This is a genomic window from Ignavibacterium sp. (genome assembly GCA_032027145.1).
Taxonomy (GTDB): Bacteria; Bacteroidota; Ignavibacteria; order Ignavibacteriales; family Ignavibacteriaceae; genus IGN3.
The window spans coordinates 1,130,392-1,156,632 of record JAVSMP010000001.1; the positions used below are offsets into that span (position 1 = coordinate 1,130,392).

The 26,241-nt window shown below is 33.4% G+C and carries 25 protein-coding genes; 17 read left to right on the forward strand and 8 right to left on the reverse strand.

Annotated elements, in window-relative coordinates:
- Positions 1-47: 47 nt before the first annotated feature.
- The 3 genes from ROY99_04595 to ROY99_04605 are packed head-to-tail and all read right to left on the reverse strand — an operon-like array spanning position 48 to position 2,771.
- Positions 48-803, reverse strand: coding sequence for a hypothetical protein (locus ROY99_04595; protein ID MDT3695648.1), 756 nt, complete (start codon positions 801-803; stop codon positions 48-50).
- Positions 773-2,212 (reverse strand): cbb3-type cytochrome c oxidase subunit I, encoded by a 1,440-nt coding sequence (locus ROY99_04600; protein ID MDT3695649.1) that lies wholly within the window; start codon positions 2,210-2,212, stop codon positions 773-775. The genes ROY99_04595 and ROY99_04600 overlap by 31 nt, the downstream gene beginning before the upstream one ends.
- A gap of 7 nt (positions 2,213-2,219) precedes the next feature.
- A complete protein-coding gene (locus ROY99_04605; protein ID MDT3695650.1) occupies positions 2,220-2,771 on the reverse strand; it encodes a hypothetical protein in 552 nt (183 codons plus the stop codon).
- A gap of 253 nt (positions 2,772-3,024) precedes the next feature.
- Here ROY99_04605 and ROY99_04610 point away from each other — a divergent pair, with 253 nt between their 5' ends.
- From ROY99_04610 to ROY99_04625, 4 genes are all read left to right on the forward strand, one after another.
- Entirely contained in the window at positions 3,025-3,720 is a 696-nt protein-coding gene (locus ROY99_04610; protein ID MDT3695651.1) for an SMUG2 DNA glycosylase family protein, read from the forward strand.
- Positions 3,721-3,749: 29 nt separating this feature from the next.
- Entirely contained in the window at positions 3,750-4,298 is a 549-nt protein-coding gene (locus ROY99_04615; protein ID MDT3695652.1) for a DUF488 domain-containing protein, read from the forward strand.
- 11 nt (positions 4,299-4,309) lie between these two features.
- Positions 4,310-4,519, forward strand: coding sequence for a DUF2945 domain-containing protein (locus ROY99_04620; protein ID MDT3695653.1), 210 nt, complete (start codon positions 4,310-4,312; stop codon positions 4,517-4,519).
- 198 nt (positions 4,520-4,717) lie between these two features.
- The gene (locus ROY99_04625; protein MDT3695654.1) at positions 4,718-5,161 is read left to right on the forward strand and encodes a nucleoside deaminase; all 444 of its coding nucleotides are present in this window, start codon (positions 4,718-4,720) and stop codon (positions 5,159-5,161) included.
- A gap of 190 nt (positions 5,162-5,351) precedes the next feature.
- On the opposite strand, the gene ROY99_04630 is transcribed toward ROY99_04625, so the two are convergent.
- The gene (locus tag ROY99_04630; GenBank protein MDT3695655.1) at positions 5,352-5,771 is read right to left on the reverse strand and encodes an OsmC family protein; all 420 of its coding nucleotides are present in this window, start codon (positions 5,769-5,771) and stop codon (positions 5,352-5,354) included.
- A 322-nt stretch (positions 5,772-6,093) separates the two neighbouring features.
- On the opposite strand from ROY99_04630, the gene ROY99_04635 reads away from it, so the two are divergent.
- From ROY99_04635 to ROY99_04660, 6 genes are all read left to right on the forward strand, one after another.
- Entirely contained in the window at positions 6,094-6,798 is a 705-nt protein-coding gene (locus ROY99_04635; protein ID MDT3695656.1) for a DsbA family oxidoreductase, read from the forward strand.
- A 150-nt stretch (positions 6,799-6,948) separates the two neighbouring features.
- Entirely contained in the window at positions 6,949-7,377 is a 429-nt protein-coding gene (locus ROY99_04640; GenBank protein ID MDT3695657.1) for a DUF2269 family protein, read from the forward strand.
- Between the two features lie 70 nt (positions 7,378-7,447).
- Positions 7,448-8,194: a DUF2249 domain-containing protein gene (locus ROY99_04645; protein MDT3695658.1), complete on the forward strand. Its 747-nt coding sequence runs from the start codon at positions 7,448-7,450 to the stop codon at positions 8,192-8,194.
- Positions 8,195-8,542: 348 nt separating this feature from the next.
- A complete protein-coding gene (locus ROY99_04650; protein MDT3695659.1) occupies positions 8,543-9,523 on the forward strand; it encodes a lipoate--protein ligase in 981 nt (326 codons plus the stop codon).
- Positions 9,524-9,713: 190 nt separating this feature from the next.
- Positions 9,714-10,223, forward strand: coding sequence for a DinB family protein (locus tag ROY99_04655; protein MDT3695660.1), 510 nt, complete (start codon positions 9,714-9,716; stop codon positions 10,221-10,223).
- 81 nt (positions 10,224-10,304) lie between these two features.
- Positions 10,305-11,150, forward strand: a complete 846-nt coding sequence (locus tag ROY99_04660; GenBank protein MDT3695661.1) for an isocitrate lyase/phosphoenolpyruvate mutase family protein — start codon at positions 10,305-10,307, stop codon at positions 11,148-11,150.
- 65 nt (positions 11,151-11,215) lie between these two features.
- On the opposite strand, the gene ROY99_04665 is transcribed toward ROY99_04660, so the two are convergent.
- On the reverse strand, positions 11,216-11,884 hold the full coding sequence (locus ROY99_04665; protein MDT3695662.1) for a MarC family protein: 669 nt from the start codon (positions 11,882-11,884) through the stop codon (positions 11,216-11,218).
- 226 nt (positions 11,885-12,110) lie between these two features.
- Here ROY99_04665 and ROY99_04670 point away from each other — a divergent pair, with 226 nt between their 5' ends.
- Together ROY99_04670 and ROY99_04675 are read left to right on the forward strand one after the other, a co-directional pair.
- Positions 12,111-13,139, forward strand: coding sequence for a zinc-binding dehydrogenase (locus tag ROY99_04670; protein ID MDT3695663.1), 1,029 nt, complete (start codon positions 12,111-12,113; stop codon positions 13,137-13,139).
- Between the two features lie 124 nt (positions 13,140-13,263).
- Entirely contained in the window at positions 13,264-14,775 is a 1,512-nt protein-coding gene (locus tag ROY99_04675; protein ID MDT3695664.1) for an MDR family MFS transporter, read from the forward strand.
- Positions 14,776-14,967: 192 nt separating this feature from the next.
- On the opposite strand, the gene ROY99_04680 is transcribed toward ROY99_04675, so the two are convergent.
- A complete protein-coding gene (locus ROY99_04680; GenBank protein ID MDT3695665.1) occupies positions 14,968-15,483 on the reverse strand; it encodes a hypothetical protein in 516 nt (171 codons plus the stop codon).
- 233 nt (positions 15,484-15,716) lie between these two features.
- On the opposite strand from ROY99_04680, the gene acnA reads away from it, so the two are divergent.
- Positions 15,717-18,497: an aconitate hydratase AcnA gene (gene acnA, locus ROY99_04685; protein MDT3695666.1), complete on the forward strand. Its 2,781-nt coding sequence runs from the start codon at positions 15,717-15,719 to the stop codon at positions 18,495-18,497.
- A 129-nt stretch (positions 18,498-18,626) separates the two neighbouring features.
- Here acnA and ROY99_04690 read toward each other — a convergent pair whose 3' ends face one another.
- Together ROY99_04690 and ROY99_04695 are read right to left on the reverse strand one after the other, a co-directional pair.
- Positions 18,627-19,181, reverse strand: coding sequence for an inorganic diphosphatase (locus tag ROY99_04690; GenBank protein MDT3695667.1), 555 nt, complete (start codon positions 19,179-19,181; stop codon positions 18,627-18,629).
- Positions 19,182-19,194: 13 nt separating this feature from the next.
- Positions 19,195-20,496 carry a sodium:proton antiporter gene (locus tag ROY99_04695; protein MDT3695668.1) on the reverse strand — a complete coding sequence of 434 codons (1,302 nt, stop codon included), beginning with the start codon at positions 20,494-20,496 and terminating at the stop codon, positions 19,195-19,197.
- Positions 20,497-20,689: 193 nt separating this feature from the next.
- On the opposite strand from ROY99_04695, the gene ROY99_04700 reads away from it, so the two are divergent.
- From ROY99_04700 to ROY99_04715, 4 genes are all read left to right on the forward strand, one after another.
- Entirely contained in the window at positions 20,690-22,375 is a 1,686-nt protein-coding gene (locus tag ROY99_04700) for a proline--tRNA ligase (GenBank protein MDT3695669.1), read from the forward strand.
- 134 nt (positions 22,376-22,509) lie between these two features.
- The gene (locus ROY99_04705) at positions 22,510-23,967 is read left to right on the forward strand and encodes a hypothetical protein (GenBank protein MDT3695670.1); all 1,458 of its coding nucleotides are present in this window, start codon (positions 22,510-22,512) and stop codon (positions 23,965-23,967) included.
- Between the two features lie 5 nt (positions 23,968-23,972).
- Positions 23,973-25,067 carry a hypothetical protein gene (locus tag ROY99_04710; GenBank protein ID MDT3695671.1) on the forward strand — a complete coding sequence of 365 codons (1,095 nt, stop codon included), beginning with the start codon at positions 23,973-23,975 and terminating at the stop codon, positions 25,065-25,067.
- Between the two features lie 675 nt (positions 25,068-25,742).
- Positions 25,743-26,216, forward strand: coding sequence for a HipA domain-containing protein (locus tag ROY99_04715; protein ID MDT3695672.1), 474 nt, complete (start codon positions 25,743-25,745; stop codon positions 26,214-26,216).
- The last annotated feature ends 25 nt before the right edge of the window (positions 26,217-26,241 follow it).

Consider the following 26,241-nt stretch of genomic DNA (forward strand, 5'->3'; position numbering starts at 1 on the left):
TAAGTTGTAATTTTTATACTTATTAAGTGCTGTGTGCCTTTGCAAGTTTAGATTATTTTTCGCTTTACCCAAAAGCGTATTCCAATTACCAGACTAAATGATATAACAGCAGGGAGAGCGATAAATAAAAGTCCTAAACCCGGAGTGTTTTTCCCGGTTGCAGGATCATAGTTAAAGCAGGAAAACAGATTATTTGGAGTTGGTAAACGATAGGTGGGTGAAAAAACATTGTTAATACTGCTGATCAATAAGCTAATTTCTTTTTCATTTCGGAGTCCGATTAATTTTTTAGTTATGTAACCATCTGAATTTACGCCAACCAAAAGTGCATCATGATCAAATTGTTTAATTTCATCGTTCCATACCGGATTAAATCCAACAGAAGCATTAAGCTGATTAATGCTGTCGGTTATAGCAAATTGCCAATGTTCGTTATCATTTAATTCAATCCGCTGTGCCATCAACTTCATATCTTTTAATGAATCAAGCGGATCAAAACTAATTACTAAAACATAATAGTTTTTGTTTCTGCCGGAAGTGATATGTTGTAGATTTTCCATCAACTGAAAAAGTAAAGGACTGCATACACCTGTGCATCTGGTAAAAATCAGTGCAACAATTAATGGTCTTTTAGCGGCAAGCTGATGCAGATAAATATCTTCTCCGTTTATTAGTTTTAACGGAGCATTTGATATACTATCATAAATATTGGTTTCTTCACTCCAAGCAGGTGTTTGAGATTGAACGATACTGACCGCGGCAAAAACAAAAATCAGGAACGAGAAAATAAAATGCTTAAACATCTGTTAGATATATTTACAAAAAGAATTAAAATTCCAACCAGATAAACTGAAGCAAAAGCAGCGCCTATAGTTGCAAGTAATTTAGCACTTGTAAATGCATCGGGATAGTCGCTATATCTTCTTGGTATAGAATCAGCGCCGCCTACATAGAAAGCTAATAAAAAGCCTATCCCGCCCACTACAATAAATAAAAGTTTAAGTGTGGAAAACCTGTCATTAGTTTTACTATTAGTATATTGTTTAGAAAACCAATAAAAGAAAGCAAGACTAAAAAGCACATTTCCCAAAGCATTGTATGTATGGAAATGAGCAGGCACCCAAAGTGTATTATGCAAAACAAAATTATTTGAAATAGTAGCATCAATAACAGCGCCTATTCCTCCAATTACCCAACCGACTACTCCGATGAAAAATAAAAGATTTGGTAATGACCAATTAATTTTTTTCCGAAACACTGAAACAATAACACTAAATACAGTTACTCCTGCTGCCGGTAAGCTGGCTGAGTAAGATGCAATCTGCCCGATAATCTGAAATCCTTCAGGCTGAACAAAATCCATATACAAGTGATGGAAAAATGCTGTCAATATAAAGATCAAAGTAAAGTTCCAGGCTAATGCAACATACCAGGTAGTTTTCCATTTTGGCTGACCGCTTATCTCTGAGAACAATTCATATAAAATTGCCAAACCCAGGTACAACATCTCATTAGCGAGTGTATGTCCGAAAAAATAGGTTAGATTTTTCATCAACAGCGCATCATTCACAAAGCTGCCGTTTGAATAATACTCTGAAAAAAGTAAAACCAACAAAACCACGGCTGCAATTAAACAGGTAATTATACCAACCAGACTTATCATTGAGATCAAAACAAAAGGAGGAGTTTCAACTTTAGGATTTTTTTTAAAATGCTGCCATGCAAACACCTGAGGTATCGAGTATTTTTTTAACAATGCTGTAACCATACTTAAACACCAAATCAACCAGCCAACGCCAAAAGTTGTTAGTGAAAATAAAAATAAAGGTGTTGCCCAAGCACTCCACATTATTTTAAATGGCAGAGGATAAAGAAAAGTCCAACCGGCATGAAAATTTCCAATAAGTGTCGAAGTCCATAACATTAGTATGCCAGCAATTGTTAAAACCAAAGCCAGCAGATTTGCCAAATAGCTTGTTTTAACATATCGTTCCATAATAAAGTTTATCCCCGCCATTCCCGCAACAAACCATATCCCAATCATAGTAAGTCCGTGAATGGTCATATCAGTATAAAAAGTGACAGGGGATAAACTAATAACCGCACCTTGGTTTAATCGCATGATAATGCCAAGTATAATGCTTAATACGAACAACACCAGTATAGTTATAATCCAAAAAGCTGTATTTTTTTTTAATAAAATGTTTTCCATAATAATCTCATTTAACAATAAAAGAAGTTTTCATCACCTGATGCGCCATTCCGCAATATTCCAGACAATATACATCATAATTGCCAGGTTCGGTAAATTTCCAACGCAGTCTGTTGACATAACCAGGCATTGCCTGGGTTTGAGCAATTAATTCATTTGCAGAGTTATAAATTGCAAAGCCATGATTTACATCAAAGCTTGTAACTCTAAACTCTACTAACTCATCAACCGGAATATCAATTGAAGTTTCACCAGTTGGATTATCAGGATTTATTGCTTGATTAGACATTATAAAATAAAATTGCTTTGAAGCCACATGGATGATCTTTGCGGGTTGTTCATCTGCAAAAATAAAGTATGGTGATTTCGGAATTGTAATTGATGCAAATATTGCCAATACTATAAACAGAATCAGTATAAACCAGAACCGTTTTTGTAATGCATTCTGCATACCGTTTTGAATTTGTTCATCTCTTTTTGATGACAGAAATACATAAGTAAATATAATTATGATAATTCCTGTTAGAATGAGAAATAACAATAGAAGAGAATTCTGCATAACTAATTAGAATATAAATTCAAATAAAATTGTGGATGATTTAATGACATTGTGTACAAACATATCGAAATTTTTAATTCGGACAAAATTGTCTGGAAATAGAAAAAGTGTTATATGACTAAAATCATTTTATGATTTGCCGAAAAGCTCTAAGTGTTAGATTAATCACGAAAAGTTTAATTGGTGTTATAAATACAGAAGTAACTTACACTATATTTAAACTAATAGAAGAAGTATTTATCAAAATAAACAGATGAAACAATTACAAACTTTTGCAGAAAAGGCTATTGCATTTAACCAAGATTTAAAGTATTCAGGAAAACTCCCTGATGATTTTCAAGTGTTGAATCCATTTTTAGATAATCCGGAAACAATGCAGGTAATGCAAAAATTTTATTATAAATTTTATAATGATAACAAACAGAGGAAATTTATTATCGGAATAAATCCAAGCAGACATGGGGCAGGCATTACAGGAGTACCCTTTACTGATACAAAGCGCCTGGAATTAGTTTGTGGTATTCCGATGCGCTCGGCTTACAGTCATGAAGTTTCCTCAGTTTTTATGTACGAAATGATTGAAGCATTTGGCGGAGTGAAGAACTTTTATAAAAATTTTTATATCAATTCACCTTTCCCTTTAGCAATAGTCAGGAAAACAAAGAACGGGAAGTGGCTTAATGTTAATTATTATGATGATAAAAATCTTTTTGATAGTGTGAAAGATTTTATGATTGCCTCACTTAAAAAACATATTAATCTTGGATTGGATATAACAAAGGTTTTTATATTGGGAAAAAAAAACGCTGACTTTATTCAGATAATAAACAAAGAACAAAAAATGTTCGGAGAGCTGATTGTGCTGGAGCATCCAAGGTTTATTCAACAGTATAAATCGAAAGAAAAACAGTTATATATTGATAAATATATTTCAGCATTAAAAAGATAAGTTAAGTTAGTTAAACAGTTAACAGGCAAATGTTTTCATCAGAAGAACATATCATATATACGATTGGACATTCTACACATAGTATAGATGAATTTGTAAAAATGCTAAGACACTTTAATATTAAATATTTGATTGACATTCGCAGTTTTCCCGGTTCAAGGAAATTTCCGCACTTTAATAAAGAAAATTTGGAAATAGCATTAAAAGAAAACGGAATAAATTATACACATTTAATAGAATTGGGTGGAAGAAGAAAAGTTCAGAAGGATTCTAAAAACATTCGCTGGCATAATGATTCTTTTCGCGCTTATGCTGATTACATGGAAACTGAAACTTTTGAAAAAGGAATAGCAAAATTAGAAGCTATTGCATCTAAGCAGACAACTGCCTATATGTGTTCTGAAGCCCTTTGGTGGCGGTGTCATCGTTCAATGGTCTCTGATTATCTAAAAGTAAAAGGCTGGAAAGTCTTGCACATTATGGCTGAAGGAAAAGCAGAAGAACATCCTTATACATCACCAGCACGGGTTGCAGGAAATCGGGTTTTTTATTCAGAAGAAAATTTATTTGACAAATAACTTCTATTATCATGAAAACTAAATTTAAAATAGGTGATCACGTCAGTTGGAACTCAGAAGCTGGAAGAGTTTACGGAACGATAATAAAAGTGCACACAAAAGACTTTAATTACAAAGGTTATACTCACCATGCTTCAAAAGATGATCCGCAGTATGAAATCAAAAGCGATAAGTCTGATCACATCGCCGCTCACAAAGGATCGGCACTTACTAAAAAGTAAGATTACTCTGATAGTTTCATAATTATTAACCTGAGTTATTCAGAATGATTATAATATCATTCCAAACTTGTTTCGGAGTTATGTTTTTCAATTTTAAAATGCATAAATAAACCTGTTCTGAAAATAAATCATAAATCAGGACTCAGGATAATGCTTAAATAAGCTCATTTAGTAAAAGTATATTTTTATCTGATATTTTTGAATCAAAAAAGTCTTACAACAATGAAAGAAGATATGTTTTATATAAACCGATGTGAGGCACTCGGAAAAGCAGCTGCAAAAAAAGGCAATTCACCTGTTGGTGCTGTTATTATAAAAGATGATAAAATAATAAGTGAGGCTGAGGAAGCTGTGAAAAGCAAAAATGATATTACATGTCACGCAGAAATTGAAGCAATCAGAATTGCGATTAGAAAATTAAATTTAACCGATTTATCCGAATGTATTTTATACACTTCTCACGAGCCTTGCATTATGTGTTCTTATGCGATAAGATATTATAAAATTAAAAAAATAGTTTTTCTGAATGCTGTGGATTATCTGGGCGGAACAACATCTTCAATGGCTTTGCTTAAATCTGATGATGTGCCACCTAATTGGGGAAAACCACCGCAGATAGTGCATCTTAAATCAGATTCTTAGTAATTCACCTTCGACAATTGGAATGGTTTTATAAATAATTTATTAACAGAAATCCTGATGAACTGTTGTTAATGTAAATTCGAATTGGTCAAAACTCATCCTCGAGTCATGTAAATTTCTGCATGCAAAAGAATGCCTGATTATTTAAAATAAAAATTATCAGGCATCTAAAATCATATTTGAATCTTAATTAAACTAAACTTGCATCCAGGCTAATTGGAAGGCTAAGTGCTTTACTGATCGGGCAGTTTTCTTTAGCAGCATTAGCAATTTCCAGAAATTTTTTCTGATCAATGTTTGGAATCTTTGCCTTTACCGTTAAATGAGAACCAGTTAGCGCAAGTTTTTCCGGATCCATAGTTACTTCTGCATTTACATCAATTGAATCAGGTGTAAATCCATTCTGACCAAGAATAAGACTGAATGCCATTGCGAAGCAGCCTGCGTGAGATGCTGCAAGTAGTTCATCCGGATTGGTTCCAGCTCCATCTTCGAAACGAGTCTTGAAAGAGTATTGATGATTATTCAGAACTTTACTCTTTGTTGTTAAGGTTCCTTTTCCTTCTTTCAAAGAACCGTTCCAAACAGCATAAGCATTATGTTTTTTCATGATTATTATCCTTTCATTATTGTTAATATTCAATTAGTACACATTATCAAGTTGTAATAATTAGTAAGTTATGCTCTTTTAATTATGTTGAGAAGAGTTTCATTTGTACTCAACGGCAACATAATAATTTAAGTAAAGAAAGAGAATTGTATTTCTTGAGTTATCTCACAATCATTTGATCCGATAACAAAACCTGTGAAGTAATCCACATTGAAAATACTTTTTACTGTTTGTGAGTCAGAAAAATTTTAGATAGATAATTAATTGTATATTAAATTCAGATTATAGAGATGTATAATTAATAATTTTTAAAAGCTGAACAATGAAAGTAGAAATATGGTCGGATGTAATATGTCCGTTTTGTTACCTTGGCAAAAAACATTTTGAAAAAGCTTTGGAACAATTATCATTTAAAGAAAAAATAAAAGTGAAATGGAAAAGTTTCCAATTGGACCCTTCGCTGCCTGCTGAAGGACTTTCTGTTTCAACAACCGAGTATTTAATTAAACACAAAGGGATGCCTGAGCTGCAGATTGAAAGTATGTTCGATTATCTTAAGCAAAAAGGATCAGAAGTTGGAATTGATTTCAGACAGGATATTTCTATACAGGCTAATACTTTCAGGGCACATCGTCTGATTCATTTTGCTCAGGAAAAAGAGAAGGGAAATGAGATTGAAGAATCTTTATTCAAAGCTCATTTTTCTGATGGCAAAAATATTGGCAGCATCAGCGTCCTGGAAGAGCTTGCAGAAAATATTGGGCTGAATAGAACTGAAGTTATAGCATTATTAAGCAGCAACGAGAAAACAGAAGAGGTGATGAAAGATATTAAAGAAGCTCAAGCTTTAGGTATTCATGGAGTTCCGTTTTTTGTGATTGATAAAAAATATGGAGTTTCAGGTGCACAGCCTGTTGGAACATTTGTAGAAGCCTTACGACAGGCTTATCAGAAAAGTAAGACTGAATTTGATATCATGGACAAACAAAGCGATGGTGTTTGTGAAGAGGATAACTGCAGTATATAGAAAAAATTAATTCGATAAATTTGTTTTAAGTCAAATGAAAATTGTTTTTAATACTGTAGCTTAGAGTAACTGCAATTACTATGATCAGCAGTTCAGATCAATTAAAATAATTTGGAGTTTTAAATTTTTACACTTTACCAGTTTCTTGTTATAGTTCATATATTATCTGCCATACTTGGGATGGGACCCGGTTTTGTTATGATTTACATCGTAACAAAAGCAGCTAATATGACTGAATTAAAGCATGCATATTTTATCCGGAACAGACTGCATAATTTTGTAATGGTTGGCGGTACTCTTCTGCTTCTTTCCGGTTTGGGATTGGGATTTGTTAATCCTTATCTGTTTAAAGCAGCTTGGTATATAATAAGTTTAATTCTATTCATCATTGCACTAGCTTTCGGTCCAATCTTATTAACACCGCGATCAAAACCGATTAAAGAGTTGTTGAAATATTATAATGGTGATGAAATTCCTGAAGAATATTATGCGCTTTCAAAGAAGTTGTTCTTCTATGAAAGAATTGAGAACCTGATTTTCATAATCATAATCATACTTATGGTACTTAAGCCATATTAAAAATCAATTTTATATTTGATATTAATTAACTGACAAAAAAATTTTTACATAAATAATCAGATTGAAAAAAATGAAATCAAATGAAGAACTTGATGTAAGAACGCTTATTCCGATTAAAAGACACGAGCTGTTATTAAAAATATTCAAAGAACTGCCAGTCGGTGAAAGCTTTATCTTTATTAATGATCATGATCCCGTACCATTATTTTATGAATTTCGCTCAATCCATGGCGATGTTGTCGGCTGGGAATATTTGAATCGCGGCGGAAGAGAATGGAAGGTAAGGGTTACTCGTACTGAAGCTTCAAAAGAACGTGAGATGAAAAATGTTGCAACGCTTCTTGATCTTCGCAAAGCTGATAAAAAAGAATGGAAGCAGATTGTATTCCATCGCTATGGTATGATGGAAGAGGGAACCACAATGGAACTGGTTGCAAAAGAAGATATGAAGGAAATTGAAAACATTTTTAAAGAAAAGTTTGAGGGTAGATATAGCTGGATATCTAAAAGTAAATCTTCCGATGAATTTGTAATTCATATTAGAAAAGAAGATAACAGTGGTCTTGGAGATACCGGTTACTCAGTTGTAAATGAATTTGATGTGCGCCCTTATCCGCCTTCTGAGCGGCACGAAATGTTTTACAAAGCTTTTGCAGATATAAAACCGGGCGAAGCATTTGAATTTTTTAATGATCACGATCCTAAACCATTGTATTATCAGATGGAAGCCGAGAGTAAAGAGCCTTTTAGATGGGAATATTTAGAAAGCGGACCTGATGTCTGGAAAGTAAGAGTTATCAAGATAAAATCAGAATAATATGTTTTAATCAGTTGGAAATTCAATCGTTCAATCATTCATCATATTATTTAGAAATAATATTTAGCGGATTGCGAAAAATTGTTGTTATGTTCATTCCAAACTGAGCAAAAGTCGTCCTTAATTACTTTCAGTGTCTTGTTTGGATTGGAGTCAAGATGGTAAGATTATTAATTATCAACCGTCAGCTATGCCTTTGGTAACACTCTCCGGTTTTAATCAGTAATAATTTTTCAGGAGTTGCTTTAAATATTTTTAAGATCATAATTAATTTTTAGATTTGAAAAAATATTTTTAAATATTTTTGGTGGCTTTGAGATTAAAAGAATTATAAAGTAGAGGTTACAATTGCTTTGCATTTATCATGAATCAACTGATCCATATTTTAATGTTGCTGCAGATGAATATATATTAAAGTATATTGAAGAAGATTGCTTTATGCTGTGGCGCAACGATAACGCCATTATCGTAGGTAAATTTCAGAATACACTTTCAGAAATAAATTATGAATATGTCAAAGAACATAACATCTCAGTTGTACGAAGACTATCCGGCGGCGGGGCTGTTTATCACGACCTTGGCAATCTGAATTTCTCTTTTACACAATCAGGTAAGGATACCAGTTTATCAGATTTTGAAAAGTTTACCAGCCCTATTATTGAAGTTATAAGAAGTCTTGGAATAGATGCGCGCTTTGAAGGGAAAAATGATTTGGTGATTGATGGAAGAAAATTTTCAGGAAATGCAGCACACATTTACAATAACAAAATCTTACATCACGGAACTATTCTTTTTGCTTCTGAAATGAGAAATATTAGTGAAGCATTGCGGATTAACCCGGTAAAATATATTGATAAAGCCGTGAAGTCCATTCCTAAAAGAGTTACAAACATTTCCGAGCATTTAAAAACTAAAATCAGTCTTGAAGAGTTTACTAAGAAATTAATGGATTATGTTCTCGCAAATTATCCGGATGCACGCCTTTATAAATTTACTGAAGATGATAAAATAAAGATTCAAAAGTTAAGAGATGAAAAGTATGCAACTTATGAATGGAATTTTGGGAAATCGCCTGAATATAATTTTAAAAAGTCAGTACGCACAAAAGGCGGCTTGCTTGAAATGAATCTTGAAGTAAAAAACGGAATTATTGAAAAAGCAAAAATCTTCGGTGATTTCTTTTCTGAAAAAGGAATCGAGGACATTGAACATGCTTTAATAAACATACATCACGAAGAAAAAAACTTAAGAGATATCTTATCTAAATATCCGATTGAACAGCACTTTCGCAGCATCAATATTGATGATCTGATTGCTGCTATGTTTTGATGTCTGTATCGTCACAACTCAAAGAAGTAATTTTAATTACTTTAGACTAAATCTCAGCATTGTGTTTCTTAATCATTAGAATGATAAAAATGCTAATAGCTGAGAAAATATTTTTGGGATATCAGAGTCTAACAGAAATAGAGTTAAAATCTATTTTCTGAAATTAAAATTATTATAAGGAGTTGAAGTTATGTTTCTAACAAAAATATTAATCGAAGAAATTCAACAGGAAGCTGTTAACACAAAAAAAATGTTAGGGCGTGTTCCTGCTGAAAAATTTGAATGGCGTCCTCACGAAAAATCAATGACTTTAAAACAACTGGCGGTACATACAGCTAATTTATCCAGACGACCGGCTCAGATTATCACCACTAAGTATCTGGATATGGCTGATAGCTCAATTAAAAAACCAGAAGTAAATAGTACTCAGGATTTATTAAAAGAATTTGAAGAAGGAACCAGCCAATCCATTGATGCTTTAACTTCAGTTAGTGATGATGATTTAAATGTAAATTGGATTATGCGAAGAGGCGAGCATATTATAATAGATACTTCTAAAGCTGCTGCTATTCGTAATATGGGCTTGAGTCATCTTTATCATCATAGAGCACAATTAAGTGTTTATCTTCGGTTGTTAGATGTTCCTGTTCCCGGAATGTATGGGCAAAGCGCAGATGATAAATTGCTGGTTAAAGGATAAAACGTATTTAGATATTAAAAATATCCTTAATGATTTGTTTAATAAACTGAAGTCGTTATTAAAATTAAATAGAGTCAGATAATGAATAATAGATTTGATCATATCAGACAAAATGAATTATCAGAAAAATTTCACGCATTACATCATAGTGATGAAATGCTTGTGCTGCCAAATGCATGGGATTGTGCTTCTGCAAAGATATTTGAAGTTGCCGGATTTAAGGCGATTGCAACAACGAGTTCCGGTATATCCTGGTCCTGCGGATACAAAGATGGTGAACACATTCCGCCGGATTTAATGATTGAGGTTATAGACCGTATGTCGCATTGCGTTAATATTCCTCTTACTGCTGATATTGAAGCAGGATACTATGGAAATGATCTTGATAAATTTTCAGAGTTTATCGGAAATGTAATTAAAGCTGGTGCAGTTGGGATTAATCTCGAAGATGGTGATTCTAAAACCAAATCAATGATTAATATTAATCTTCAGATAAAAAAAATAAAATCAGTTAAAGAAGTTGCTAAACAAAAAGGAGTTAATTTATTTCTGAATGCCAGAACGGATGCAATTGAGCTGGTACAGGGAGATTTAAAAACTAAAATTAAAGCCTGCATTGAAAGAGCTAAAGCATTTGAAGAAGCGGGTGCAGACGGGATATTTATTCCTTTTGTAAAAGAAATAGAAACAGTTGAAGAATTAAAAAAGGCAATCAGACTGCCTTTAAATATTCTGATTAATGATACGGTAAAAATTGACGAGCTGAAAAAATTAAAAGTAAACAGAGTTAGTGTCGGCGGTAAACCAATGTTAGCTTCTCTGAATATACTCAAAGTAATTGCAACTGAATTACAGTCTGGTAATAATTGGAACTCACTTTTTGTAAAAGATCCGAATTATTTAGAAGTGAACAAATGGTTTGTGTGAATTTAACTTAATAAAGATCATTTTGATTTTACCTGCTTTTAAAAACAAATTAATTTATGAAAAAATCAAAATAAATTTTTGATTCCAGTTATTGCGATCTGCAGTCCGACACAAAAAATAAGAAAAGCAATAAAACGATTTGCAATTGTTTGTCCTTCATTACCTAATCTTCTAACTATATTCTTTGTATGTCCATAAAGAAAATATATTAAGATGCACATTACAATGATTGCTAAAAGCATTGCTGCATTATTAATCAGATAGCTTAACCAGTCTGCATTTGAGCTATGTGCGCTTAGTGTGAAAAGCACGGAGATAGTTCCGGCTCCGGTTGTAATCGGAAAAGTGATAGGATAAAAAAGTTTATCTTTTACATTATTGGTATAGTTGTTATTAGTAAGACTTTCTAAATCTTTTGCCTCGGTTTTAGTGTTATCACGTGAAGAGAGTGACTCCCAACCTAATATACAAATCACAATGCCGCCGGCTAATTGTATTACAGGAATTGAGATACCGAATAACTCAAGTATCCATCTACCGGCAAATAAAGCTACAACACAAATCGAAAAAGCATAAAGGGCAATTTTTTTTACCGCAGCTTTTTTGTCAGAGTCCGGAAGCTGTGACAGATATGGATTAACAATTAAAGCTGATCCAATAGGATTAATAACAGGAAACAACGCAACAATACTTATAAAAAGCATATTAATAAATGTATGAACATAGGTTAACATATTATCTCATAGTTTTATTTAAAGTTACTGATTGTTTGTGTTTTTTCATCAAGCACATTCCATACTTTTTTATGTCTGAAAGAAATTATTAATAAATATTTTTAATTAATCCAGATTGTTCTGAGTTAATTAAAAAAAATATTTTTATAAACATTTTATCTTTATCACTAAATGAATAAGTTAACATCAAAACTTATTTTACAATTTATATAATTCAGAAAGCATTATGAAAGCAGTTCGTTTTGTAGGGGTAATTAAACCTTTAAAATTGCAGGAAATCCCAATCCCTGAAATAAGGAAGCGCGACATTTTAGTGAAAATAAAAGCAGCAGGCATTTGCCATTCTGATGCGCATTATCGTGCAGGAATTTCACCAGTGAGTTTTACTCCGCTAACATTAGGCCACGAAATAGCCGGTATAGTGGAGAAAACGGGCGAAGAAGTTACAAATGTTAAACCCGGAGATAGAGTTTGTCTTCATTATCTTATTACCTGCGGTGATTGCTATTACTGTTCAACGGGCAACGAGCAATTTTGTAAACAAGGTAAAATGATAGGACATCATACAGATGGAGGTTATGCAGAATACATTGCGGTTCCATCACGTAATGCAATTCATCTTCCGGATGTAATTCCATTTGAACAAGGAGCTACTTTGATGTGTGCTTCTGCTACTGCCTATCACGCTTTACTAAAAAGCAGAATAAAACCCGGTGATAAAGTTGCAATATTTGGTGTTGGCGGTTTGGGGCAATCTGCGATACAGCTTGCAAAAGCTTTTGGTGCATCAATGGTATTTGCAATTGATATTGATGAAAAGAAATTGAAACTTGCTGCTCAGTATGGTGCTGTTCCGATAAACGGAAAAACAACTAATCCTGTTGAAGAGATTAAAAATTTAAACGCAAATAAAGGTGTTGATGTTGCAATAGAAATGATCGGATTAATACAAACACAAAAACAAGCTCTGCAATCTGTTGGTCCAATGGGACGAGTGGTGCTCGTTGGTCTTTCAAATAAAAATCTTTCTGTAAATACTTACAGCGAAATACTTGGGAATGAAGTTGAATTAATCGGCTCAAATGATCATCTGTTGCAGGAGCTTCCTAAACTGATTGATTTTGCAGCAAAGAAAATGCTTGATACTTCACAAATTGTAAGCCGGACTATCCCATTGGATGAAGATGCTATTAATGATACACTTGATGCTTTAGAAAAGTTTGATGCAGGAGTAAGGACGGTCATTGTCCTTTAACAGTTTCCTGAAAACTAATAGTACTAAGGGGATGGATGTCAATCTTCAATTGTATTTGTTTGCAATCAATTAAAAATATTTCCGATTCTGATAATATTAGTAATAATATTTAATTTGTTTTTTTATGTCTGATAATTCTCCTATTGATAATAAACCAAAGCGGCGCAGTTTAATTCTTGTTGCGTTAATGCTTACTATGATGCTGGCAGCAATGGACTCAACCATTGTTTCAACTGCTATTCCGCATATTGTATCTGACTTGGGTGGATTTACAAAATTCTCCTGGGTGTTTTCAATTTATCTGCTTGCACAAACAGTTACTATTCCACTCTATGGAAAGTTAACTGATCTATTTGGTCGAAAGAAAATTTTAATTTTTGGAATCAATGTTTTTTTAATCGGATCAGCCGCTTCTGCTGCTTCATGGAATATTGAATCACTTATCCTATTCCGCGGAATGCAGGGACTTGGAGCCGGTTCTATTATGGCTACAGTAAACACTATTGCTGGTGATATTTATACAGTGGAAGAAAGAGCAAAAATTCAGGGATATCTTTCAAGTATCTGGGGAATAAGCGCTATCGTAGGTCCTGCCCTTGGCGGTGCATTAGCAGAGTATGTGAACTGGCGCTGGATTTTTTTAATTAACCTTCCGATAGGTGCTTTATCAATTTATTTTATCACTACTTTTTTCAAAGAGAAAATTGTACCTGTAAAACCTGTTATTGATTATAAAGGAGCTGTTCTTATACTGGTTACCTTAGCTCTGTTATTTATTTATTTACTCGAAGGCGGACAGGCGTGGTCATGGATTTCTTTTCAGAGTTTTGGTCTTCTTATAACAATTCTATCATTAACGATCTGGACTATTAATTCAGAAAGGAATACAGCCGATGCAATTATGCCGCGATGGTTATGGAAAAATAAAACATTAGCTTTTACTAATCTTGCTATGGCCGGTATGGGAATCGTGATGATGGGACCCGAAACTTTTCTGCCAACATTTGCACAAACTTCACTTGGAATCGGAACCATTGCATCGGGTTTTATATTGGCAAGTATGAGCCTTGGCTGGCCCACTTCTTCGGCACTTTCAGGAAAATTGTATATGCGGATTGGATTCAGAGATACTTCAATTATTGGAGCAGTTCTTGTTCTTATGGCGTTTGCCGGATTTCTTTTTATTCCGGCACCTCAGCCTGTTTATTTACTGGTTATAGATCAGGTTTTGCTCGGTGCAGGGTTTGGTTTGCTTTCAACACCTTCTTTAGTTGGGATTCAATCAATGGTTGCATGGCAGCAGAGAGGAGTAGTAACAAGTGCTAATATGTTTTCAAGAAATCTCGGACAGAGTCTTGGTGCTGCAATCATTGGTGCAATCTTCAACAATTCATTCTTACAGCAGATGAAAAATAAACCATCAGATATTCCTGATTCTATAAAAGATATTATCGGAACATTCCATTCACCCAATTTAGCAGAATCATCTAAAGAGTTTTTGCGCGGGGCTATAAATACATCTATGCAGAATGTTTATCTGGGACTTGTCTTGTTTACATTGCTTGTTATTCTTTGTCTTTATGTGGTTCCTCAAAGAAGTGCAAAAGATAAAACACTTATTGATACTGGCGGATGATTTTATTAGTCTTTAACTGAAAGTGCAGTAAGTATTTTCAATAATAAACTTTTCATAGTCTCTTTAGAATTATTGGTAAACATCAATCTAATAACAATTAGTCTTTTCAAAATAAAATAAGCCCGCTTCTTCTTTAATTGTAGTCTTATAGATTTATCAACTCTTCAGTTTTTCCTAAAAATGAATTCTTGTTTACTTCCGGTGTTTTGCTATCAAATCAAAATCAAAACCTGCTCGACTTAAAGCATTCTTAGCCGCTTGCAATGCAAAGTCAGCTTTGTTATGCGGATGTACAGGTACCTCAGTAGTATTTTGTAACTGCTCAAGCAGATTTTGTGTTTCAGCCTCTGTTAACTTTTCACAAACATCATACATACCGCCCGGTTCTTCTTCAAGTAAATCATGTTTTTCCATTATATGCCGGATTACTTTTATGACATCGTGAGTTGGCGGCACAACCATCAATGCAGTTAAAGCACCATGATCCAAACGAAGCTTTGCCTGCAGAGGTAAAGGGACATTATTATTTGCTTTTTGTGCAGCCGGAAAAAGTATTTTCTCTTCCATTTTTATGTGCTTTAATAATCCTGTCCGGAATTGATGATAAAGCTCAGCATCTACTTCGTTTGGATTTTCAGTTGCCTTATCAAACAATGATTCAATTCTTCTGTGGTCAGTTGTGAAATAGTTATAAAGTGGTTTGTTCATCTTTCCTTAAATACATTTAAATAATTTTTAAATAATCTGCTACTCTTAAGTATATATTATCTGCAACAAAATTCTTTTTTCATTATTAAGAACTTACTGATTGATGCTGAATAATTCTAAGATAGAAATATGTTGAAAAATATCTATTTATTTGTAAGTTGCAGAGTTAGATAAATAATCATCGGTTTTAAACTATTCTTTTTAGAAACAAAACACAAAATCAATAATTATATATGAAGTATTCAAAAGCAAAATCGTTAAAAGAGTTTTCAGTTAACGGAACAAAGTATAATTACTGTTCCTTGAAAAATCTTAAAACAGGGGATGTAAATCATTTACCATTCAGTATTCGAATTCTTTTAGAAAATGTGCTTAGAAATTATGACGGGTTTAGCATAACAGATGAACACGTAGAAACATTGTTAAAATGGACCCCAGAAGCGGTTGATAAAGATATTCCTTTTATGCCCGCACGAATTTTAATGCAGGATTTTACAGGAGTGCCGGCTGTTGTTGATATGGCTTCTTTACGTTCTGAGTTTGTACGACATGGAAAAGATGGACAGAAAATTAATCCAGCCATACCCGTTGATTTAGTGATTGATCATTCAGTCCAGGTGGATTATTACGGAACTGATTATGCATACGATAAAAATGTTGAGCTGGAATTTGAAAGAAACAAAGAGCGTTACGAGCTGTTAAAATGGGCACAAAAAGGATTAAACAATTTTACTGTTGTTCCTCCGGGAATGGGGATCTGTCATCAGGTAAATTTAGAATATCTTGCTAAAGGTGTTATTGCAAGAGATGGCTGGCTCTTTCCAGATACTTTAGTTGGTACCGATTCACATACGCCGATGGTTAATGGTATCGGTGTTATTGCCTGGGGTGTTGGCGGTATAGAAGCAGAAGCTGCAATGCTTGGTCAGCCGATTTTCTTTACTTGTCCGCAGGTAGTTGGTTTAAAACTTACCGGTGATATTCCAAATGAATGCACCGCTACTGATTTGGTGCTTTCAATTGCAAGACTTCTTCGGGATACCGGTGTAGTTGGAAAGTTTGTTGAAGTTTTTGGAGACGGCTTAAAACATCTGACAGTTACTGATCGTGCTACTATTGGTAATATGTCGCCTGAGTTCGGCTGCACGGTAACTTATTTTCCTATTGATGATAGAACTTTAGAGTATATGCATTCTACCAACCGTTCTGAAGAGCAAATAAAAATTGTAGAAAAATATTGCAAGGAAAATCTTCTTTGGAGAACCGGAAATGAAGACATCAAATATTCTTCAATAGTTGAGCTGGATTTATCAACATTAGAGCCAACGGTTTCCGGACCTAAACGACCACAAGATAAAATACTTGTTAAAAATTTAGAGAAAAAATTTAAAGAGATTTTAAAAACTGAGTTCAGCCGCGAATATCAGCCTAAGAATGAAAGAGCTGAATATGCAATGCTCATTGAAGGCGGTTCAGGTACAGAGTTTACTTTGGGTAAAGTACCAATCAGCGGAGAAACACATTCACAAGTTATTCTTGACGGCAGCCATCTTCACTCGGTAAGGATAAAAGAATCGAACAGAGAATTTGTTCTTAGCGATGGCAGTATTGTAATTGCAGCGATAACAAGCTGTACAAATACTTCTAATCCTGCGGTAATGGTTGGAGCGGGGTTGCTTGCAAGAAATGCTATCGAAAAAGGATTGAGAACCAAATCCTGGGTAAAAACTTCTTTAGCTCCGGGATCAAAAGTTGTTACCAAATATTTAGAGCGCTCGGGTTTGAATGTTGATCTTGAAGCTTTACGTTTTCATACTGTTGGTTATGGCTGTACATCTTGTATTGGTAATTCAGGACCGCTTCCACCTGCTATAGCTACAGCAGTTGATAAGGGTGAATTGATTGTTGCTTCTGTTCTATCAGGAAACCGTAACTTTGAAGCAAGAGTTCATCCACAGGTAAAAATGAATTTTTTAATGTCTCCAATGCTTGTAGTTGCTTATGCTTTAGCAGGCAGGGTAGATATAGATTTAATTAATGATCCAATTGACTTTGATCCAAATGGTCTGCCAGTTTATCTCAAAGATATTTGGCCTTCAAGAGATGAAATTCAAAAGACTATCAGTGACTGTATGAAGCAAGATGATTTTCAGGAAGTGTATGATGTTATTTTTAACGGCTCAGCAGATTGGAAAAATCTGAAGGTTAATCTTGATCAGAATTTTGAATGGGATCTGAACTCAACTTATATCAGGGAAGCCCCGTTCTTCGAAAATTTAAAAGCCACACCTGACCCCGTTACGGATATTAAAGATGCAAAAGTACTTTTGTATTTAGGAGATTCTGTTACAACCGATCATATTTCACCTGCCGGATCTTTTAAAGAAACTTCAGCCGCAGGTAATTATTTAATCAGCAAAGGAATTTCTAAAGGAGATTTTAATTCTTACGGTTCCAGAAGAGGAAATCACGAAGTAATGATGCGTGGTACATTTGCAAATGTAAGAATTAAAAATAAAATTGCCGATAAAGAAGGCGGCTTCAGCCGATATCTTCCAACAGGTGAAGTAAAAAATGTTTTTGATACTGCGATGGAATACAAAAAAGATAATACGCCGTTAATTATTCTTGCCGGTAAAGAATATGGTTCGGGGTCTTCACGTGACTGGGCGGCAAAAGGAACTTTTCTATTGGGGGTAAAAGCAGTTATTGCGGAAAGTTTCGAGCGTATCCACCGAAGTAATCTTGTAGGAATGGGTGTTGCACCATTAGTGTTCACAGATGGTCAGAATGCTGTATCATTAGGTTTAGATGGTACTGAAACTTTTAGTATAAATGGTTTAGCTGATAATTTAAAACCACATAAAATTTTAGATGTAAAAGCAATTCATTCTTCGGGAAAGGAAACTAAATTTAAAGTTGAGGCAAGATTAGATTCAGCAATAGAAATAGAATATTATAAGAATCAGGGTATTTTACAGTATGTGCTAAGAGAGTATTTGAAGAATAATTAATTCTTATCGCCGCGGGTTCACGAATAGTAAAACAGTTAGTGCATTCGCGGCTGTATTTTGTCTTTTAAATTTTATTTGTTACTGATTTGTGAACAGATAAAACTATTTATGCGATCTCGGTTCCTATAGTTATTTAATCAGATTGTTTTTTTCTTTCGTATATAGTTCTACAGCTTCATTAACAATTCTATATGCTTCTTCTTTGCCGATAAACTGTTCTACAACAACCTGCTTGTGTTCAAGTTTTTTATAGTCCTCAAAAAATCTTCTTAACTCAATAACTGTATGCGGAGGTAATTCTGAAATATCATTTATATAATTAACCGCCATGTCATTATTTGCAACAGCTATTATTTTATCATCCTGCTCGTTATCATCAAGCATATGCATTACACCGATAACCTTTGACTCGATAATGCATAAAGGGTCAACATCAATTGAGCATATTACCAGAATATCTAAAGGATCTTTATCATCACAATAAGTTTGAGGAATGAAACCATAATTTGCAGGATAATGTACAGACGAATAAAGGACTCTGTCCAATCTTAATAAACCGCTTTCTTTATCCAATTCATATTTTCCCTTTGAGCCTTTTGGAATTTCAATTATTCCGTTTACTGTTTTTGGCACATCTTTGCCGGGACTAACATTATGCCATGGATTAAATGATTGTAGATTCATATTCGGTACTTAGTTATATAAACAGCAATTGAACTATAATGAATATCGGTAATAAGATAATAATAGAAAACTTAAACATATAACTGAAAAAATCAGGCATGTTAATATTGTTTTCTTCTGCAACAGCCTTTACCATAAAATTAGGTCCATTCCCTATGTATGTCATAGCACCAAAAAATACAGAGGCTGTCGAAATTCCTTTTAACAGAATTTCAGGAATTCCTGCAACCAAAGTTCCTTCTGTTATTCCGAGTCCTAATGCAAGCGAATGAAATGTAACAGCAGTTGGTGTATTATCCAGAAAGCTGCTTAATAGTCCGGTATAATAATAAAACTGTTCAACTGATTGGATTCCAAGATGTTTTGCATTTATTTCAAGATAGAGCAGCGCCGGAACCATCGTTATAAAAATACCGAGGAATAAATAAGCTACCTCTTCTATCGGATGCCAGGTAAAATTATTTGAAGTCCTTAGAAGTTTTGGTGTAAATAATAATGACAGATAAGCCATTAATAGAATAAATGCCTCACGAACGAATTTGAAATAAGGATTAATGTTTATGAATGAAAGATATTGCTCATTGATGAAAGCAACTGCAAGAACAACTCCGGCTAAAAAAATAAAATTTCTTTTACCTTCAATTTTTATCGGGCGGATATCTGTTTTATCGCTGACAATAGCTGAATGTGGCTCTTTCTTATAGTAATGAGAATCAACAAAAAAGTAAATAATAAGCAATAGTAAATTTGTAATGAACCATTCAGGTACCAAATGAAAAAACCATGTAAACGGTGCTCCTCTTAAGTACATCATAAACAGCGGCGGATCACCAAGCGGAGTTAATAAGCCGCCACAGTTGGCAACAATACCGATAAAGAATAAAATTGTGTGAATCTTGTATTTTCTTTCTTTATTTGTCTGGATGACCGGACGAATCAATAGCATCGCAGCACCTGTTGTTCCCATAAATGAAGCAAGCACAGCACCTATTCCTAAAAACAAAGTATTAATTTTTGGTTTAGCTTCAATATCACCGGTTAAAAGTATTCCGCCGGTTATAGTAAATAAAGCACCAAGTAAAATTAAAAACGGAACATAATCGAAAATTATTGCATGTTCTAGTTCGTGTGTAAATCCATTTAGCAGTAAATAGATTAAAACAGGAATGCTTAAAATAATAGCGACCAAAAGTTTGTTACGGTTTTTTTCCCAAAAGTGATTCCAGAACAAAGGGAAAAGGGCAATTGATAAAAGCATTAAAACGAACGGTAAAATACTTAACAATGGTATTTCGACATTTGATGTGTGTTCCATAATAATCTTTCGAGAGTATAAATGATTTAAAATTCAGGCGGTAACTTAAAAAAATAATTATTAAAAATTATTCCAGCTTATCACAAATCCTATTATTCTTTATAAAATTTTACTTGCTTTGATAAGCCTGTTCAAATCAGTATTTTAAGCCTCAAAATTTCACAAAAAACAAAAATTGTTTAGAAAAAAAGTTATGAGATTAAGTAAATATTTTGTTCCAACACTTAAAGAAGTTCCTAATGATGCTTTAGTAGCAAGTCATATTTTAATGTTAAGATCAGGAATGGTCAGGATGCTTTCTGCAGGAATCTATTCTTTTCTTCCACTTGGATATCGTGTAATCAGAAAAATATCCGAAATTATCCGCGAAGAAATGGATGCAATTGGCGGACAGGAATTTCATCTGCCCGCACTTAATCCAAAAGAAGTTTGGGAAGAGACGAATCGTGTTGCTGCTTTTGGTGATACTTTATTTCAGGTAAAAAATCGTGAATATGTTTTAGCTCCAACCCATGAAGAGATTATGACTTTTCATGCACGCAATGTTGTTAAATCTTACAAAGATATGCCGCAGATCTGGTATCAGATACAGACTAAATTCAGAAATGAACCGAGACCAAGAAGCGGTGTTATCCGGGGGCGGCAATTTCTGATGAAAGATGCCTATAGTTTTGATACGAGCTGGGAAGGTTTGGATAAGTCCTATGATCTGCACGATAAAGCTTACAGAAAAATATTTGATCGCTGCGGATTAAAGTATTTTGTTGTTGGCGCATCAAGCGGTGCTATGGGTGGTACCGGCTCCGAAGAATTTATGGTTAAATCCCCGGCAGGTGAAGATACGGTTGCTTACTGCAAATCCTGTGGTTATGCAGCAAATGTGGAAGTTGCCAGCTCAAGAGTTGATGGAGTTGAAAGAGATAGTGAAAGTAAAAGTGTTTTTGAAATTTCTACACCAAATGTTAAAAGTATTGATGAGCTTTGTGAATTCTTAAAGATTGATGAAACACAATGCGCAAAATCAAGAATATATATCCACAACGAAAAACCAATTTTGGTTTTAATGCTCGGTAATGATGAAGTAAACGAAACTAAATTAGAGAAAGAGCTTGGTGGTGCTGTACGCCCGGCTCATCCTGATGAACTAAAAGAAATTTCAGGAGCTGATGCAGGTTCAATTGGTCCTGTTGGTTTTAATGGAAGAATAATAGCTGATAATCGTTTGAAGAATGCAAACAATATGTTCAGCGGCGCTAATAAAAATGATTTTCATATTGGCGGAATAGATTTTATTCGAGACATACAAAATGTTGAATACGCAGATTTAAGAATAGTAAAGTCAGGTGAAGGATGCCCCGATTGCGAAAGGCTGCTTGAAGTTTTTCCAGCGATTGAACTTGGGCATATATTTAAACTCGGTACTAAATACTCAGACTCAATGAAAGCTCTTTTTACAGATGAAAAAGGCGAAGAGCATCCGATAATTATGGGAAGCTACGGAATAGGCGTTGAGCGTGTTATGGCTTGTTCTATTGAACAGAATCACGATGCAAATGGAATTATCTGGGATAAAGCTATCGCACCGTTTCTTGTTCATTTAATTGGATTGAACTTAAAGAAGCAGGATATAGTTGATACCTGTGAAAAAATTTATAATGATCTTAATCAAGAAAGAATAGATGTTTTATTTGATGATCGCGATGTAACAGCTGGATTCAAATTTAATGATGCAGATCTGCTTGGTATGCCCATTCAGATAGTAGTAGGTGAAAAAAAGCTTAAGGAAAACAAATGTGAAATAAAGATAAGAAAAACGGGTGAGAGATTTGATATAGTGTTAAATGAGCTGCAAAATAAAATTAAAGAATTATTACAGTAACAGTATTCATTGATCATATAAATTGTAAAACTCTGGCGGGTTATACTATAGCTTGTAAATTATAGCTGAGTAAAAAAGAAATCGTAAGAATTCAAATAGATAGAAAAAAATTTTTTAATATTAACTTAAGAAATTTGAAAACTCCGGTACCTGAAAAATTTTGGCTGCCAATAATTTCCCTCCTTATAATCTTTGGAGTATCTTTCGGATATTCTCAAACAAACGATCTGGCGGGAATTAAATTCAATTCCAAAAATGTATCCAAACATCAGAAAACATCAATTTTTCTGAATGAAGGAAAGCCATTAGAATTAAGTAATTCTTTTTACATCTCTTTCGATATTTCTTTTTGGGACTTTAAGAGATTTGGACCAATACTCAGAATTGAAGACGAAAAAGGAAATGAAATACGGGTAGTCTATGTACCATTTAAAAACAAAGATACCTCGTACATACAAATTACAGAACCATTTAATAAAACATCTTTAGAGATTAAAATCCCCCGAAATGAACTGACAAGAAACAGATGGTTTAATTTTAAATTGGAAATTGATCGAAAAGATAAAATTTTAAGAGCATACTGGAGTAATAATTCCATAGATAAAATTAATTATCCGATAAAAAATCAAGATCAATTTAAATTTGTTTTTGGCATAAAGGATTTAAAAGACTTTAGTGATTATGATGTGCCGGCTATAGCTGTAAAAAATATTATAATTAGTGAAAATGATAAGATAAAATATCAGTGGGAATTAAACCCTTTTAAGGAAAATCCTTTATACGATAGATTTGAAAATATTAAAGTGACAGTCGTTAATCCTGTTTGGATTTATCAGGATCATCAGAAGTGGAAACACATTACTGATTTTTTTATATCTGACTCACTGCTTAATTGTTTAGGCGTTGCATTTGATTCAGTTAATTCACGTCTTTTTATTGATCGTAAAAGCGATTTGCTGATTTATAACCTCATATCGGGTAAAGATTCTGTTATCAAATATGATTCGATAAGTCCGGGTTATTGGAATGAATTGTTTTATGATGACAGCAATCAGGTCCTTTACTCATTTATGAATGGAATGGGTCAGGTTTCTGTTTTCGATTTAAGAGAAAAGAAGTGGACGGTAATTGATTATTCAAGAAACTATAGCGGACATTATTTTGGCAGTGCAAAATTTATCTATCCCAAAGGAGGTAATCTCTATTTACTTGGTGGTTACGGATGGTATTCTGTAAAAAATGATTTATTCAAATACAACTTTTATCTAAAAAAATGGGAAAAGATTAACCTGAAAAAGAATGAAATGAACCCGCGTACATGGTTTGCATTTGGTAAGGGTTTTAATGAAGGGGAATATTTAATTTATGGCGGACTTGGAAACAAGTCGGGAAAGCAGGAAGATGGATTTAATAATTTAAATGATTTTTTTCTGCTTAATCTTAATGACTTAACTTTAAAGAAATTAAAATATCCCGAAGGACAAAAAATAAATTATGTTGTTTTGGCAAATTATCTTTACTTGAATAAAAAGATTCCACAGTTTATTTCTTATCAAAAACTGATGAAGATGATTATTTTAATATTTATTTAAATAAAATGAATCTCAATACAGGAGCCATATCCAGGATCAAAGATAACTTTTGGAGCTCTCGAACCGACAAATGGGTGTATCATTATCTGCATTACAATAAATCAACTAACGAATTTATATCTGTAATATTTGATTCTGCAAAAGTTGAACTGTATTCAATCAGCTATCCGCCAATCTCTGAAACTGCTGAACTATACACTGAAAATAATGATTCGGGGGAAAATAATTTTCTCGTGTTCCTTATTCCAATATTCATTTTAATTGCCGGCACAACAATTTTTGTTTTTCTGAAAAAAGGAAAATTAAATACTGGCGTTTCAGAAGCCGCTAATAGAGAAGTAAGCTATAATTTTATTGTCAGACGGAATAAAAATTCAGTTAATCTTTTTGGTGGATTATGGATTTATGATAAAGATGGAAGTGAAATTTTCCAATCACTTTCTCCTAAGCTTAAGGAAATATTCTTATTGATATTATTAAGAAGTTTAGGCAATCATCATAGCGGAATTACATCTGAAGAACTTTCTTCGATCATCTGGCCCGATTCTTCTCCCGAAAGTGTTAAATCAAACAGAGGGGTGGCAATTAACAGGCTTAGAAAAGCATTGTCATCAGTTGAAGGTATAGACCTGGAATTTTCTGAGAAGCTATGGATTATTAGATTCAGTAATGGTGCAGGCTGTGATTATTTAGATTATTTAAAATTAAAAACCAATAAACAAAATATTAATGAATTCAAGGATGAATCTTTTCAAACAATATCAAATATTTTCGGCGGCGGTGAATTTTTAAAAGGAATCAGTTACGACTGGCTGGATTCCATAAAATTTGCAATCAATAATGAAGCAATAACATTTCTTAAACAATATTTTGATGACAATGAAATATTTCAGGATTTTGATAATCGTATTAAACTATGTGATATAATATTATTATTTGATTCAGTAGAGCAGGAAGCTATCAAATTGAAGATAAAAACTTTATCCGATATCGGAAGACATCACATTGCTAAAAATTCCTTCAACTTATTTGTTGCCGAATATAAAAGATTGTATGATGAACAATTTCCTCTTTCTTTTGAAGAACTAATCAAATCTTAAAAAATATTTTTAAATTAACCGGAAATTAACCCCTTTACTAACCTTGCTGTTAACCCTTAGTCCTTTTATTTACATCTGAAATTAAAATTACTAAGGATAAACGGGAAGTCCCCCAATATTCTTTTTCTCCAGCCTGGGGGACTGGAGAGTATAAAATGGGATTAATAATGATATCAAAAAAAACAAAAACTAAACTCTGCCCACACTGCGGTAAGCCAATCAGTATAAATGCCTTAAGATGCAAATGGTGTAAGGTTTGGCTTGTTATGGTGTGAATGATGTTGAAAATTGTTCATACCATTTAAAAGTAGAGTATTCAGTTTAAATAAAATTTGCATTCCAATAACAAATGTTAGTGAAGGAACTTTTATAGTTGTAAGAATTAGAAAATTCACTAAGCAATAATATTGCAGAGCATCAAAACGAGTCCTTGCTTTTATAAAAGCATTAAAAATTTTCCTTAGTTAATCAATTCCAATCATTTCTCTATTATATTCTACACCCGCTCAGGTATAATTTCTTAGAAAACTCTTGTATTTATACCCATACAGGTATATTTCAGCTCCTGATAAATATAATTACACTCGTAAAGGTATAAAATGAGCAAGCTATCAAACTTTGTAAAAGAAAAAAGAGAAAAATAGATTAACAATAGTAGGATAATGGGGAAATTATATTTTAAAACCACCTGTTGAGCAATTTCCTGAGATGCCCGAAGTAGAGGATTTAACAATGTATCCTTCAGAATTATTAGGAATCAAAACAGCAGAACATTTATTGATCAAATTAAGATCTGGTGAACTTGCATATATCAGTAAAAGATTTGACAGGTTAAAATCTGAAAAACTTCATCTTGAAGATATGGCGCAAATAACCGAGATGCTAACAGCAAGAAAATACAGCAGTCCGATGGAAAAAGTTGGAAAAGCAATCTTAAAACACTCTGATTATGCTGGTAATGATGTAATAAGATTTTTTCAATTAACATTATTTTGCTTCATAACTGGCAATGCTGATATGCATTTAAAGAATTTTTCTTTATTAAAAAATTTAGATGGAAAGATAATACTTTCGTCTGCTTATGATTTACTATCAACAAAAATTCTTTACAAAGAATTGATTGAACAGAGATTGGATCGCTTAAAATAACCTGAGACGCATCAAGATCATTGAG

Bases quoted from the DNA above. Each gene is read 5' to 3' on its own strand.
- ROY99_04605 (MDT3695650.1), bottom strand. From the start codon at position 2,771: ATGCAGAATTCTCTTCTATTGTTATTTCTCATTCTAACAGGAATTATC.
- ROY99_04655 (MDT3695660.1), top strand. From the start codon at position 9,714: ATGTTTCTAACAAAAATATTAATCGAAGAAATTCAACAGGAAGCTGTT.
- ROY99_04665 (MDT3695662.1), bottom strand. From the start codon at position 11,884: ATGTTAACCTATGTTCATACATTTATTAATATGCTTTTTATAAGTATT.
- ROY99_04615 (MDT3695652.1), top strand. From the start codon at position 3,750: ATGTTTTCATCAGAAGAACATATCATATATACGATTGGACATTCTACA.
- ROY99_04675 (MDT3695664.1), top strand. From the start codon at position 13,264: ATGTCTGATAATTCTCCTATTGATAATAAACCAAAGCGGCGCAGTTTA.
- ROY99_04600 (MDT3695649.1), bottom strand. From the start codon at position 2,212: ATGGAAAACATTTTATTAAAAAAAAATACAGCTTTTTGGATTATAACT.
- ROY99_04700 (MDT3695669.1), top strand. From the start codon at position 20,690: ATGAGATTAAGTAAATATTTTGTTCCAACACTTAAAGAAGTTCCTAAT.
- ROY99_04630 (MDT3695655.1), bottom strand. From the start codon at position 5,771: ATGAAAAAACATAATGCTTATGCTGTTTGGAACGGTTCTTTGAAAGAA.
- ROY99_04695 (MDT3695668.1), bottom strand. From the start codon at position 20,496: ATGGAACACACATCAAATGTCGAAATACCATTGTTAAGTATTTTACCG.
- ROY99_04595 (MDT3695648.1), bottom strand. From the start codon at position 803: ATGTTTAAGCATTTTATTTTCTCGTTCCTGATTTTTGTTTTTGCCGCG.
- ROY99_04660 (MDT3695661.1), top strand. From the start codon at position 10,305: ATGAATAATAGATTTGATCATATCAGACAAAATGAATTATCAGAAAAA.
- ROY99_04680 (MDT3695665.1), bottom strand. From the start codon at position 15,483: ATGAACAAACCACTTTATAACTATTTCACAACTGACCACAGAAGAATT.
- ROY99_04620 (MDT3695653.1), top strand. From the start codon at position 4,310: ATGAAAACTAAATTTAAAATAGGTGATCACGTCAGTTGGAACTCAGAA.
- ROY99_04690 (MDT3695667.1), bottom strand. From the start codon at position 19,181: ATGAATCTACAATCATTTAATCCATGGCATAATGTTAGTCCCGGCAAA.
- ROY99_04610 (MDT3695651.1), top strand. From the start codon at position 3,025: ATGAAACAATTACAAACTTTTGCAGAAAAGGCTATTGCATTTAACCAA.
- acnA (MDT3695666.1), top strand. From the start codon at position 15,717: ATGAAGTATTCAAAAGCAAAATCGTTAAAAGAGTTTTCAGTTAACGGA.
- ROY99_04670 (MDT3695663.1), top strand. From the start codon at position 12,111: ATGAAAGCAGTTCGTTTTGTAGGGGTAATTAAACCTTTAAAATTGCAG.
- ROY99_04635 (MDT3695656.1), top strand. From the start codon at position 6,094: ATGAAAGTAGAAATATGGTCGGATGTAATATGTCCGTTTTGTTACCTT.
- ROY99_04645 (MDT3695658.1), top strand. From the start codon at position 7,448: ATGAAATCAAATGAAGAACTTGATGTAAGAACGCTTATTCCGATTAAA.
- ROY99_04710 (MDT3695671.1), top strand. From the start codon at position 23,973: ATGAATCTCAATACAGGAGCCATATCCAGGATCAAAGATAACTTTTGG.